Source organism: Bacteroidales bacterium, assembly GCA_035647615.1.
Lineage (GTDB): Bacteria > Bacteroidota > Bacteroidia > Bacteroidales > 4484-276 > SABY01.
The window spans coordinates 14,367-28,056 of sequence record DASRND010000012.1 but is presented as its reverse complement, the minus strand read 5'-3'; the positions used below and the strand labels follow the sequence as shown (position 1 = coordinate 28,056).

The 13,690-nt window shown below is 41.4% G+C and carries 10 protein-coding genes; 6 read left to right on the top strand and 4 right to left on the bottom strand.

Translation table 11 applies throughout. The features are described 5' to 3' along the window. Window positions 1–6: 6 nt before the first annotated feature. Both VFC92_05185 and VFC92_05180 read right to left on the bottom strand, forming a co-directional pair. Window positions 7–339 (bottom strand): hypothetical protein, encoded by a 333-nt coding sequence (locus VFC92_05185; GenBank protein ID HZK07573.1) that lies wholly within the window; start codon window positions 337–339, stop codon window positions 7–9. Between the two features lie 89 nt (window positions 340–428). After that, window positions 429–2,786, bottom strand: a complete 2,358-nt coding sequence (locus VFC92_05180) for a TonB-dependent receptor (GenBank protein HZK07572.1) — start codon at window positions 2,784–2,786, stop codon at window positions 429–431. 274 nt (window positions 2,787–3,060) lie between these two features. Here VFC92_05180 and VFC92_05175 point away from each other — a divergent pair, with 274 nt between their 5' ends. The 6 genes from VFC92_05175 (at window position 3,061) to VFC92_05150 (ending at window position 10,799) form a co-directional block, all read left to right on the top strand. After that, complete coding sequence (locus VFC92_05175; GenBank protein ID HZK07571.1) at window positions 3,061–3,747, top strand: response regulator transcription factor; 687 nt, start codon at window positions 3,061–3,063, stop codon at window positions 3,745–3,747. Next, complete coding sequence (locus tag VFC92_05170) at window positions 3,747–5,123, top strand: HAMP domain-containing sensor histidine kinase (protein HZK07570.1); 1,377 nt, start codon at window positions 3,747–3,749, stop codon at window positions 5,121–5,123. The genes VFC92_05175 and VFC92_05170 overlap by 1 nt, the downstream gene beginning before the upstream one ends. Window positions 5,124–5,221: 98 nt before the next feature. Continuing rightward, window positions 5,222–6,553, top strand: coding sequence for a TolC family protein (locus VFC92_05165; protein HZK07569.1), 1,332 nt, complete (start codon window positions 5,222–5,224; stop codon window positions 6,551–6,553). Window positions 6,554–6,558: 5 nt separating this feature from the next. Next, the gene (locus tag VFC92_05160; GenBank protein HZK07568.1) at window positions 6,559–7,689 is read left to right on the top strand and encodes an efflux RND transporter periplasmic adaptor subunit; all 1,131 of its coding nucleotides are present in this window, start codon (window positions 6,559–6,561) and stop codon (window positions 7,687–7,689) included. Between the two features lie 9 nt (window positions 7,690–7,698). Beyond that, window positions 7,699–9,159: an efflux RND transporter permease subunit gene (locus VFC92_05155; protein HZK07567.1), complete on the top strand. Its 1,461-nt coding sequence runs from the start codon at window positions 7,699–7,701 to the stop codon at window positions 9,157–9,159. Continuing rightward, entirely contained in the window at window positions 9,129–10,799 is a 1,671-nt protein-coding gene (locus VFC92_05150; protein HZK07566.1) for an efflux RND transporter permease subunit, read from the top strand. Before VFC92_05155 ends, VFC92_05150 begins: the two co-directional genes overlap by 31 nt. 503 nt (window positions 10,800–11,302) lie before the next feature. Here VFC92_05150 and VFC92_05145 read toward each other — a convergent pair. Together VFC92_05145 and VFC92_05140 are read right to left on the bottom strand one after the other, a co-directional pair. Continuing rightward, window positions 11,303–13,135, bottom strand: a complete 1,833-nt coding sequence (locus VFC92_05145) for a cation-translocating P-type ATPase (GenBank protein HZK07565.1) — start codon at window positions 13,133–13,135, stop codon at window positions 11,303–11,305. Between the two features lie 18 nt (window positions 13,136–13,153). Beyond that, window positions 13,154–13,513, bottom strand: coding sequence for a PHP domain-containing protein (locus tag VFC92_05140; GenBank protein HZK07564.1), 360 nt, complete (start codon window positions 13,511–13,513; stop codon window positions 13,154–13,156). Window positions 13,514–13,690: the final 177 nt, after the last annotated feature.

Sequence of the window (13,690 nt, the reverse complement as noted above, 5' to 3'; positions counted from 1 at the left end):
AATATTTTAATCGTAAGGCACCACGCCCGAAACAGTAACGTATCTAACGGTGTCGCCGGTACTTTGCGCTTGCTTGTACACTTTGCCATCGATGGTGATCATCAGCGTCAGCGTGGCCAGGCCCTGCTCATATTTCCCCGAAAGGTAAACGATGTCGCCCTGTTCGGCTACAAAACTATGTCGCCATTCGTCCTGTCCGCCTGCCGGACGAAGTGTTGTTTTTTGCAGTAACCCTGTCCCGTCGCGGTATTGCAGCGCAATTTCTGTGGCATCACTGGTCACCAGGTAGGTTACCCTTTTGTCGTCGCGCTTGTGACATCCGCCCAAAGCGACGATCATTAAAACCAAAAGTAACCACAGTTGATGTTTTTTAAAAAAGAAGCCGGGATGAGATTTTATTTTCAAAAGCATTATTACAAAATTTCAAATTACAAGGTCAGGATGATATTAAGATAAAAATTGCGGCCAGGCTCATAAAGCGCTGCCTTCGAGCCGATGATGCGGCGGTTGAGATGCTCGTAACAGGCGGTATCAAATAAATTGCTCACTCCGGCTGATGCCGAAAGCATTTCGATTATTTGATAGCTTACGCTGAAGTTGGTAATAAAAAACGACGGAGTTTTTTGTTCGTCATAGGCCTGCGAAATCCGGTTTTGTGCAGCAGCCCATCTAAGGTGAAGTTCTGGTGTGAGCCGGTTGTTGAGCAACGGATAGTCCAGGCGCAGGTTTGTTTCAAAAGGCGGTATCTCCGGCAACGGATCATTTTTTACGATTTCGGTGGTAACCACCTGTCCATTTTCCACAATATAGTGTGTTGCTTCAGGATTTAAACCTACCGTGTATGCCGCCGAGAGATTGATGTTAACCGGGCATTGCTGCGGCGAAGTCCATGTAAATTCAAATCCGTACATGTGCGCCAGGTCGATGTTTTGGAATTGCTTTACGCCAACTACGCCTGCTGTTTGTGGCATCACCTGCGCCGGCGGCATCCTTACACCTGTGATGTAGCTGGTGATGTAAGAATAAAAGCCACTGATTCTGAAGTTACCTGATCGTTCGTGTGTCAATGAAAATGTCGCTTCCGCCTGATGGTTTTTTTCTGGGGCCAATTGCGGATTGCCGAGATAGTCGTAGTTGTCGTAGCCCACCGGCAGCAGGATGATAAATCGTTCCACCATGTCGGGATTGCGCACGCCGCGTCCCAGCGCAAAATCCATAGTCAGCCCGCTGCTGATTTTGTAAGATATGCCGCCACTCAGGCTCATATTCACAAAGTCGGAGCTGGTGTTGTCGTTGCGGTACATCTCGCCGCCCATCATGTTGCGAAGCACCATCGCATCGCTGCCGGCATGGTTTATATCCAGCCGCGCCGAAAGTACCAAATCTAAAGAAGCTGCCTGCTGACGCTGATATTCTCCGAAGAACCCCAAATTGCTGATGGCAGCATTTTTCCATAAATCTTCGGTTTTCACCGGCAGGTTGGGCTGTTGTATCAACCATTTGATTCGCTCACCATCTTTGTGGATGTTTTCATAATCCAATCCCACGTGAAGTCTGGCGTTTTTCTGTCGGATACCAACATCTATGCGGCCACCCTGGTTCAGGGCATCTACCGTGGAAACGGCCACCACAGTATCGGAAAAAGGGCGCCATTTGTTGTCCATTTCGTGATTTACTGCGGAGCGGTAAAGGCGGGCGTCGATACTTTGCACGCGCGATTCGCTGTTGGTGTATCGATAGGTAGCCGAATAGAGCTGCGTGTTGTCGCTGCGTTCGTCCATGGGTAGCGAAGGAAACCTCACATCGCGTCCCTGCGAGTTTCGATAGGCAAGCCGCACCTCATGATGCTTTGCGGGAACAAAGCCCACCTCACCGGAAAAGCTGTATTTGAAAAACGACGAAGGAACCAGCTCTCCGTTTCCTGCCGTGTAGTTGCCATAGTCGTGGCGATTTCCCGAAAGGGCAAAAAATATGTTTTCGTTACCACCTTGCAGCGTTACATGTTCTTTGGTTCCGCCCGGGTTGCTTTCCCAACCTTTTATGGCGCGGGCGTGCAGCTGCCATATTTCATAAGGGCGGGCTTTTTCGGTTATCAGGTTGAGTACCGCACCGAAGTTGGGCCCATAGCGCAGCGCATAAGGGCCTTTCAGGATTTCGATGCGGGTCACGTCGTTGATGTCGATATGAGAAGCAGCGGGATCCATCCGGTTGGGGCAGCCGCCTTCGATCTTTTGCCCGGTATTGGTTTGCACGTTGAGCTGGCTGAATTTCAAACCCCGCACCACCGGATCGATATTGCTGCCGCCTTTGCGAATACCGCTAACGTTGGGCTGGCTGCGCAAAATATCGCCCACGTCGCGTCCCGGCATGCGTTCTATCTTCTCACGGCTCACCACATCGGTAAGAAATGGCTGGCAGCCAAAGGGAGAAGCAGTTATTTCGACACTTTCGAGGAGCACCGGCTTTGGTTGTAATTCCAAATTGATTTTCATCACCTCATCGGCGCGCAGGGTGACCTGACGAACCAGATTTTGATATTCGTCCAGCACAGCCGTAAGCTGGTATTCGCCGGCAGGCAACTGGTCAAATTTGTAAAAACCTTTTTCATTGGTGGTGGCTTTGTGGTTGCCGGGAGCAAGTGTAATTTTTGCACCCTTTGCGGGAGTTTGTGCGTCGGCAAGCAAAATCCGCCCCGATAAAGCAGCCATCTGTGCCTGCACTCTCGGAGGGCAGAAAAAACACATCGATAAGAAAAGTATAGGAAGAAGGCTTGATAGACGAAGCATTTTCGATTTTTTCTTTTTTGAAAAACAAAGATAGTAAATGCTGGCTGGTGGAAGAAAAGCAAGGCGCGTGGCGCAAAGTGCAAGACCGTCCGCGCCGTCGTGTTTGGGCGAGGTTGTACCTCGTCCATTCTATTCTTACAGGCTGTGCCTGTTGATGGAATGAAGTTACACGATTAAAAAAAGCAGGTTAATGATTAAAAGTTCCTTCCTCCATTTAATTTAGCCAACAACTTTAAATTACTTAATTTTGCTCTGTCTTAAAATAATTGTTCAAGTGAAAAAAATACTTATCATAGAAGATGATCCAGAACTGAATAGGAATTTGAAAGAAGCTCTTACGGCAGAAAATATGGATGTAGAAACGGTCTATGACGGACTTCTGGCGGAAAGAATTCTGAAAAAATCTCAATTTGATTGTATTTTGCTTGATATTAACTTACCGGGGAAAAATGGTTATGAATTGGCAAGAGATTTCAGGGCGCACAACACGTCCACACCTATTTTGATGATTTCGGCGTTCTCTGAACTTGAAGATAAGGTGGAAGGTTACGAAATGGGCGCTGACGATTATATTACCAAGCCTTTTTACATGCGTGAGCTAATTTTGAAAATCAATTCATTAATAAAAAGAAGTCATAACACGATTGACAACGCTCAAAAAACCAATCTAATTATTGCCGGCGATTTACAGATAAATACAAGCTTAAAAAAAGTAAGCCGACAAGGCAATGATATTGTTTTGACGCCGAGAGAATATCAAATTCTTTTAAAACTCTTGGAATCTAAAGGTGAAATTGTATCCAAGCAGCATTTGGTACAGGAGATTTGGGGCAAGTATTTTGACGCCAATACCAATACGATCGAGGTGTATATCAATTTTTTGCGCAATAAAATCGATCGCCCTTTTGGTAAAGAATCCATTAAAACTAAAATCGGTTACGGTTATTATTTTGAAGACTGATGAGCATAAGAAGGAAAATATTGCTTTATTTTTCAGTCACCATCATAAGTTTGTTGGGCGTTACCCTGTTTTTTATTTACACGCTTTTTTATGAATATAGGGAAGAGGATTTTCAACAGAAACAGAAGCAAAAAATTACTTCCACCATCAAGTTTTTAACCGAAATAAAACAGGCGGACAAATCCATTATCCAAGCCATGGATCGCATCAGTATCAATGAGTTTTATGACGAAAAGCTGCTGATTTTTGACTATTCCAAAAAATTAATATATTCCAGTATTGACGATTTGCCCATTCTTGATGAAGACGCGACAAACATTTTGAATGTCCTCACTATAGCGCATCCGTGGTTGGAAACGAAAGACGATTTGTATGATGTGGTTGGCGTGTATGTCAAATATAATAACAACACCTATTATGGCATCAATAAAGCTTATGACGAATCTGGTTATTCTAAACTTGATTTTTTACGCTATGTTTTAATAGTTACTTTTTTAGGTATTTCACTCGTCATTATTTTAATCGCATATTATCTTTCTAGAATTATTGCGAAACCTATTGTGGACATTACCAATAAGATTTCCAATTACGATTTTGACACGCTCTATATTCCTTTCGAAATTAAGCGTACTGAAAATGAAATTGTCGTTTTGGCCGAACAGTTCAACAATTTGATGAAGCGGATGAAAGAGGCGGTTTCCTTTCAAAAACATGCCATCAATCATATTTCGCATGAGTTGAAAACGCCGATTGCAATCTTGGTTTCCAATTTTGAACGTATGGAAAAGGAAACGGATTTGGAACGTTTGAAATTACAAATCAATCATCAAAAGGAAGATACCAAAGGCTTAAGCGAAATCATCAATCTATTATTGGAACTTTCAAAAACTGATGCAGGCCAAAGCATTGAACAAATTGATATTCGTGTCGATGAATTGATTTTTGATACCATTGACGAGCTTTCACTGTTGTATCCTGATTTCGAATTTTCACTAAAATATTTGGGCGACACAGACAACGAGCGTTTATTGACCATAGAAGGTTCTGAACGGTTGTTAAAGGCCGTTTTTATGAACCTGATGCTTAATTCAATACACTATAGTTCTAATAAAGAAGGTAGAATCCATATTATTACCGACAAAAAACAACTCCAAATTCATTTTATAAATCAAGGGCCAATCATAATGCCTGAAGAACAAAAATTCCTCTTCCAACATTTCTTCAGAGGCAAGAACAGCCAAGGCAAATCTGGTTTTGGTCTGGGACTCGTTTTTGTCAATAAAATTATCTCACAACATCGCGGTAGCATCTCTTATCATAATGACAATATGAGCCTGAACACTTTTACAGTCATCTTCCCATTACCACATAATTAACTTTTTGTAAGGTTCATTAAGTTAAACTTTATTCGTTTTAAGGTCTTTTTAAGGTCGTTTTGAAGTCTTTTGCAATCAAGGAATTGAAAGACAGAAAAATGAATTTACAGATAAGAAGATTTTTCGCATTGCGCATTTTGATGGCCTTGTCATTTTTGATGATTGGAGCTAATTCAAATGTTTATGCGCAAACGCAGCAAATTGACACGCTTAAATTGGGCCGAGTGCAATACGAAGAATTGTTTTTAAAACAAAACCTCATGTTGCTGGCTGAAAAATATAAAATAGACCAAGCCGAAGCCATGGTCTTGCAGGCTAAACTTTGGCCTAATCCCAATTTAACACTCGAGGATGTCAATTTATGGACAACCAAAAAGCAACTTTCTTATTTAGACGAGCCTTTGCCGCCGGTATTTGGTAATGCAGCCAAAAACACGCAATTTTCGGTAAAGTTGGAACAGCAAATCATTACTGTAGGAAAACGTAAAAAACTTATGAACCTCGAGAAAGTGGGCGTGAAAGTGGCTGAACAGGAATTTGAAGAACTTCTACGTCAATTGAAATACGACTTTAGAAATCTCCTTACAGATTTGCAGTATTTGCAACTGTATAGCGGCGTATTTTTTAAGCAGCGCGATCAAGTTCAGAATTTATTGAAAGCCTATAAAAAGCAACTTGAAAACAATCATATCAGTAAAGGTGATTATATACGGCTTCAAACCTTGCAGTTCGAGTTGTCCAAAAAAATAAATGAATTGTCCAAGGCCAGAAATGAAGCCGAAAAAGATCTAAAAGTTCTTTTGAGTTTAGAAGGGCAAGCTAACTTATTTGTGTTGGAAGAAGACTTTGCACCAAATCTATTAAAGATTCAAAATATGGAGATATTAAATCTCCAAGACCAAATTTTCGAAAATCGTCCCGATGTAAAATTAGCCGATTTTGAAACCCAGCAATTTAAAAGTCTTTTGATTTATGAAAAGTCGGAAGCGATTCCAGATGTTAGTTTTAACGCGTTTTATGATCGTGGTGGAGGCGTTTGGCCCAGTTTCTTCGGGTTTGGTTTGTCTATTGATTTGCCTTTTTTTAATAGAAATCAAGGCGCAATTAAATATGCAGAATTTGGTATCGAAAATTCAAGTTTGCATTCAGACAACGTCCGGTTAAGAGCTAGAGCCGAATTTGACCAAATCTACAAAGACTTCACGGCTGCATTGACATTCTTTGAAAGCATCGACCCAGAATTTGAAAATGATTTGGATGAAATTTTCGAAAGTTATAGCAAGAATTTTGTCAGCCGAAACATCAGTCTGTTGCAATATCTAGACTTTCAGGAAGCGTATTTGGAAAACAAAAGAATAATCCTCGAATCCAAAAAGGAAATCCATTTTCATTTAGAAACACTTCAATATATCGTTGGCAAAGAACTTTAATTATCATGAACCTATTCAATCTCAAAAAAATGTATCTCAAAAAATCCATTAACCTACTTGCTTTTATTTTCGGATTGCTTCTTTTCAATAGCTGTTCTCAAAATGGAAATAAAAATGAAGTTGTTGCAGACAGAGCTTTTTGCCTCAATGACTTTATGAAAGACGATATAGAAAAAGTTCCCGTAGAAAGAATCCCTATTTCAGAATCGATTTTATTAAACGCCAGAGTTGAGCCAAACCCTGATAAAGTGGTGCATTTTATGAGTTTGGTCAGTGGTGTCGTCACGAAAACCTATTTCACTTTAGGTGAAGAAGTTAAAAAAGGCCAGTTGCTTATTGAAATGATGAGTAGTGAATTAAGTAATTTGAGTTCACAAAAATTAAGTCTAAATTCCCAAATCCTTGTTGCGGAGCGCGAATTGAAATCTGTTCAGGAAATGCATCGCGATCATATAGCCTCGCAAAAGGATTTGATTGAGGCGCAAAGTAATTTGGATGTTCTTAAAGCAGAACTTCAAAATGCAAATGCCCAACTTAAATTATATAGTGCGAGCAGTGAATGTGGCGTTTTTCAAATAAAAGCACCGAGTTCTGGCACCATTATCAGTAAAAATATTGCTTCAGGAATGCAAATTTCTGCGGATAGTGAACCTCTTTTTACGATTTCCGATTTAAAGGAAGTATGGATCATTGCCAATATTTATGCAGGGAATATTCCTTATGTAAAAAAGGGAATGCCCGTAGAGATTAAAGCCTTGCCTTATGCGGATGAGCTGTTTTTTGGAGAAATCAATACGATTTCGCAGGTTTTTGATGCCAACGAACGTGTTTTAAAAGCACGGATCGTGATGGATAATTACGATGGGAAACTCATGCCTGGAATGTGGGTAGATGTCACGGTAGAAAAAGAGGATGGAATTCTAGCCAACGCAGCGCCAGTAAATGCATTGATTTTTGACAACAACCAACATTTTTTAGTACTCTACAAATCGGATTGTGATATTGAGATTAGAAAAGTTACTCCAAATGTGCAAAATAGCACTCAAGTTTTTTTTGAAAATAGTATTGAAGAAGGCGAGCAAATTATCACAAAAAATCACTTGTTGATTTATAACCATTTGAAAGCCCTAAAATAAATAGCATTTATGAAGAAGTTTGTCCAAGGTATTGTTAGTTTTTCATTAAAAAATTCAACCATTATATTTTTTCTCACCGGTTTGTTGCTGGTTGCGGGAATTATCAATTACATAAAAATCCCAATTGAAGCCTTTCCTGATGTTACAAACACCAGAGCACGTATTATTACTCAATGGCCAGGTAGAAGTGCGGAAGAAGTAGAGAAGTTTATTACACTTCCTGTTTCTAAAGAGATGAACACCATTCCTAAAAAGGCTGAAGTGCACTCTACTTCATTATTTGGTCTTTCGGTAGTCACGGTTATTTTTAATGATGATGTTGAAGATTTCTACGCACAACAATATGCTGCAAACCGATTGCAAGGGTTGCCATTACCAGACGGAAGTGACGCCCAAATTGAACCGCCATCTGGAGCGACAGGTGAAATTTTTAGGTATGTGGTTAAAAGTGATTTACCTATCAAGGAAATATCGGCCATTCATGATTGGATTATTGAACGTGAGCTGTTATCCGTTCCTGGTGTTGCTGATGTGGCAAGTTTTGGTGGTGAAGAAAAAATTTATGAAATACAGATCAATCCGAGCGAATTAAAAAACTACAATCTCTCGCCACTGGATGTTTACGAAGCGGTTTCAAAAAGCAATATAAACGTTGGAGGTGATGTGATTCAACGAGGTGATCAGGCTTATGCAGTTCGAGGTGTGGGTTTGTTGGAAAGTCTTGACGATATAGAAAACATTCTCATTACAGTGAATGGTTCCACACCGGTTTTGGTAAAACATGTGGCCGAAGTGGTGATCGGCGCTAAACCCAGATTGGGTCAAGTAGGTTTGGACGATGACGACGATTTGGTTCAGGGCATCGTTATTATGCTGCGAGGGGAAAACCCTGCAGATGTCATTGAAGGTTTAAAAACCAGAATCAACGAGCTTAATACCCGAATTTTACCCAAAAATGTGGAGATTGTTCCTTTTATTGATCGTTCAGAATTGGTAGATGCTACTGTGAGTACGGTTACAAAAAACCTGATTGAAGGTGTTATTTTGGTGTCCTTGATTGTATTTATTTTTCTTTACAACTGGCGCACAACCTTAATTGTTGCGACTGTTATTCCTTTATCCTTCCTATTTGCAGTCATCATGTTGCGAATACAGGGATTGCCGGCAAACTTGATTTCCATGGGTGCGCTGGATTTTGGATTGCTCTTGGAAGGCACATTGGTTATTGTAGAATCTGTTTTCGTCTCCCTTCAGGTAAAATCGAGACTTATAGGAAAGGATAAGTTTTCTAAAATTTCCAAATTGGGCATTATTAAAAAAAGTGTTGGTAAAGTTTCAACGCCAATTTTCTTTGCTCTTTTTATTCTTATTGTTGCTTTAATGCCAATTTTTTCTTTCCAAAAAGTGGAAGGAAAAATGTTCTCACCCTTGGCTTTCCCTTGGCTTTTACTTTGGGTTATGCACTTTTAGGATCTTTGATTTTAAGTTTGACCTACGTGCCAGCCATGTGTAAGGTGTTGCTGAAAAATGGTATTAATGATAGAGAAAGTATGGTTTCAAAGTTCTTCAACGTTCAATTTTTTAAGCTTTATAATTTTACCGATAAACATGGAAAAGCAACTTTATACCTATTTGTCGGTTTGCTGGTTATTTGTGCTGTTAAGTTTCATTATTACGGAACCGAATTTCTGCCAAAATTGAATGAAGGCGCTATTTATGTCCGTGCCACTTTACCAAATAGCATTCATTTGGACGAGTCTGTGAAATTGGCAAAGGAAATGAAAGAAAAAATCAGAAAACGTGAAGAAGTGAAGTTCGTCTTGACCCAAACCGGTCGCCCAAATGATGGCACTGATCCCACCGGATTTTTCAATATTGAATTCCACATCCAATTGATACCAGAAGATGATTGGAGTCGCAATATTTCCAAAGATGATTTATTAGCAGAACTTCGTGACGATTTTGAGACCTATCCAGGAATTAATTTCGGATTTAGTCAGCCTATTCAGGATAACGTGGAAGAATATGTAGCCGGTGTTAAAAGTTCTCTGGTCATTAAAATCTTTGGCGATGACTTATTTGAATTGGAAGATAAAGCTCATGAGGTGGCTGATGCCATTAAAGATATTGAAGGTATAACGGACTTGAATGTGTATGAAAACATCGGGCAACCAGAGTTGCGGATTCAATTGCACGACCATAAAATGGCAAAATATGGCGTTACGATGGCCGATGCACAATCCGTATTGGCCATGGCAATAGGTGGTCAAGCAGCAACCACTTTTTATGAAGGCGAAAGGATGTTTGATGTACGTATTAGATATCAAAAACAACATCGTGAAACGCCAGAGGCCATTGGAAATATATTAGTGCCAATGGTCGATGGAAATCATGTGCCTTTGAAAGAGATTTCAACCATTGATTTCCATACCGGACCAGCATTTATCTATCGCGAAGGAAACAGTCGTTATATTGGGGTTGGTTTTAGTATTGAAGGACGGGATTTGGGAAGTGCCATTGCCGAAGCGCGTAAAAAAGTAGAAGATGAAGTCGAAATTCCGTCGTATAATAAAGTCGAGTGGGCAGGGGAATTTGAAAGTAAGGAACGCGCCAGTAAACAATTAATGATGGTGGTCCCTATTTCTTTATTGTTGATTATTTTCTTGTTATACATGAATTTCGGTAACGTGAAGGACACCGTTATTACCGCGCTAACATTGCCATTTGCATTTATTGGTGGCTTGATATCCTTATGGGTTACAGGAACGATTTTTGGGATTTCCGCAGGAATCGGATTTATAATTCTCTTTGGGGTTTCTACTATTAATGGACTTATTTTGATCACCGTCATCCATGAGAAACTCAAGGGACGTCATCCTTTAAAAGAAGCGATTTCACTAGGTGTAAAGGAAAAAATCAGACCTATTGTGATGATTGGTTTAATGGGCGCGATGGGATTATTACCAGCGGCACTTTCGAACGGAATGGGTTCAGAAATTCAAAAACCTTTGGCTATCATGATTGTAGGCGGTATTTTAATCTGTACCGTTCTTTCGCTTACAGTCTTGCCGCAATTGTTTTATTTAGCCTATCGGAAATCTAAAGTTTAAAGGTAAATCCGAATTTGCTGTGGCTTTATAGATGAAGTAGAATTGTGCGTTGGGAGAATAGGAGAATTACACACAACGGTTGGCGGTATGTTTTTGTTGCCGATTTCGAAGCACTGACCTGTCAAGTTACACGAAAGTTTACTAGATGCAGAAACGCTAAAACCTGCACTATCTCGGCAATAAAATATACCGCCTGTTATGGGCTGGCGGTTCTTGTCTGTCCGTGTGTTTGGGTCAAATTGCACTTTCATATTAAACTTGTCAAATTACTACTTCGTTTTTCTTTTTTGTCTGTGTAGCCTGTGTGTTTGCGTGTTTTATTTTTTTTAAGCGTGGGAGAAAAATTTTGAAATTCTTTTTGGCATGGGGCAGATACACTCCTCAGGAGTTTCCCACGGATGGGCTGCGAGAATGAGAGAAGGGTAACACCCGTTTCCGCCTACCGGCTAGAAGTGAGTTTTATATAACCCACATGTCTTGGCGGACACAACGAAAGTTGATTTTTAGCCCCTTACCAGTCGGGAGGAGTTAAGGACCACCAGCACCGAGCTTACGTGGTGAAACAGGGCCGCAAGCCAGGGATCGATGACCCCGACGGTAGCAAGGGCAATGCCTACAGCATTAAATCCTATGGCCCAGGCATAATTTTCTTTGATAATTCTAAGGAGTTTTTTGCCTTTTTTCAGGATGGTGATCAAACTCGTTGCGTCATCGCGCATCACTATTATGTCAGAAGATTTGATCGCAAGATCCGCCTTGGTGCGTCCGATGGAGACTCCCACGTCTGCGGCTGCAAGGGATACGGCATCATTAACCCCGTCGCCGACCATTATTGTAAGACCTTGGACTTTAAGTTCTTCCAGTCGGGCTTTTTTTTCATCGGGTGTCATTCCCCAACTGTATCCGTCCGCCTTGATCAGGCTGGCCACCCGTTTTGCTTCGGCCTCATCATCGTCACCGGTTGCAATCTCAACCCTCTTTATTCCTAGTTTGTGGAGTTCTTCTCCAAGATCTGTTGCATATTCTCTGAGTTCGTCTTGGATAATAATGGCTCCGGCTATTTTGCCGTCAATGGCGATCCATGTGGCTCGGCCGCTAAACTCTTCCTTTGGTGGTAGGGAAATATTGAGTTGTTCCATGGTTTCAGCGGATCCGAGTTCCACTTTTCGGCCGTTTACCGTGGTGCGTATGCCAAGGCCCGGGAGATATTCGGACACCTCTGCCGATAAGGGCTGAATCTTGTTCTTCGATGCATAGGAGACGATGGCATTGGCAATCGGGTGATTAAAGCCTGCTTCAACCGAAGCGGCTATTTGAATGAGTTCATCTTTTTCGATTTCAAAGACCAGGATTTCTGCCACCTTAGGTTCTGCCAGGGTTACCGTTCCGGTCTTGTCAAGCATAACGTTCACAGCCTGACCGGCAATTTCAAGAGGCGTACCACCCCGCACAAGGATTCCCCGACTGCTAAGACCACCAATGGCGGCGGCAAAGGCCGTTGGAACAGATAGCGCCCAGGCGCAGGGACAGGCAACAGCCGTCACCGTAGCCATGCGCATGAGACCTTCTTGAAAGTCGCCCGTGATAAATCCAGTTACTACGAGCACCCCCAGGGCATATAGAACCACGCCGGCGATGAAGAATTGAACGATAGTATCTGCCTTGCGATGGATCGTTGGCTTGACCTTGAGCGAGGCCTCAATTTCTTTCGCCATTACTTGGAGGAATCCCTTGTTCCCTTCCTTTTCCGCCTTGACCTTTAGCTGGGAGGAAACCGCTATGGAACCCGAGGTTACAGAATCTCCAACCTGCTTGAATATCGGAAAGGGTTCTCCTGTTATAACGGACTCGTCAACCGACGAGCTACCTTCCAGAATCTTACCATCAACGGGAATCATCTCCCCTTGGGGAACTATGACCACATCTCCTGCAACGACCTTGTCAATGGAAAGCTCGACCATGGCCCCGTCTCTTAAAACCCTCACAGGCTTTGTGGTCTTGCTGGTGAGGGCTGATATCTTACGATTGGTTCGCTGCATGATAGTAAAGGAGATGGCAAGGCCCATGCTTATAAACCATGCCACAAGAGCGCCGCTCAACGGCTGGTTCGCCGCAAGGGAAACTATCATAACTGTTACAACAAGAAGGTCTGCTGTGACCTTTCGCATCTTGAAAAGAGCAAGGTATAATTCCTTGAGATACATTGCAAAGCAGACAAAGTAGAAGATTAAACCCAGGTATTTAACAGGGGGAAATGCTATCCATACGTCAAGGGCTAAACAGAGAACTGCGATCAGGGCGATGACCGTTCTTATGATGAATTTTTTTGGTGACATAACTTTCTCTTTCTGTATTTAAAACTCAAAATTAATGTTGGATGGTATCTTAACAAAACGACTACGCAGTTCAACGTAGAGTTCGCAACCAATAATGGGTTTGATGCCATTGGCCTGTTTATAAAAATCTATTGCGCCGAACATGTTGCTGTGATCCGTGATGGCAATGGCTGGCATTGTATATTCTTTGGCCTTCTTGAAGAGATCAATAAGACGAATGGTGCCACCAAGTTTACTGTATTCAGTATGAACATACAGATGGGAAAAATTATCAGAAACAAAAATCTTTAATAAATTTTCCTTTTCATTATTTGTGTTGTCTCTGTCCAAATGTCTGAACAATTTTTCTTCTGCTAAAAGGTATGTTTGTTTATTCATTTTTTAAAAGTAGTAAATATTTTTCAAGTGTTGTTAAAAAGCCCATAAATTTATATGAAAAATGCCTTTATGTTGGCTGGGATATCAGCATTGTTTTTCTTTTTCTGTCCTTCTGTAGCAAATTGTCTGTTTGTTTGTTTCTTTTTACACTTGCCCATAACGGACAGCTATATGAAA

Coding starts and splice junctions, on each gene's coding strand:
- VFC92_05160 (HZK07568.1), top strand. CDS start 6,559: ATGAACCTATTCAATCTCAAAAAAATGTATCTCAAAAAATCCATTAAC.
- VFC92_05180 (HZK07572.1), bottom strand. CDS start 2,786: ATGCTTCGTCTATCAAGCCTTCTTCCTATACTTTTCTTATCGATGTGT.
- VFC92_05140 (HZK07564.1), bottom strand. CDS start 13,513: ATGAATAAACAAACATACCTTTTAGCAGAAGAAAAATTGTTCAGACAT.
- VFC92_05145 (HZK07565.1), bottom strand. CDS start 13,135: ATGTCACCAAAAAAATTCATCATAAGAACGGTCATCGCCCTGATCGCA.
- VFC92_05165 (HZK07569.1), top strand. CDS start 5,222: ATGAATTTACAGATAAGAAGATTTTTCGCATTGCGCATTTTGATGGCC.
- VFC92_05170 (HZK07570.1), top strand. CDS start 3,747: ATGAGCATAAGAAGGAAAATATTGCTTTATTTTTCAGTCACCATCATA.
- VFC92_05185 (HZK07573.1), bottom strand. CDS start 339: ATGATCGTCGCTTTGGGCGGATGTCACAAGCGCGACGACAAAAGGGTA.
- VFC92_05155 (HZK07567.1), top strand. CDS start 7,699: ATGAAGAAGTTTGTCCAAGGTATTGTTAGTTTTTCATTAAAAAATTCA.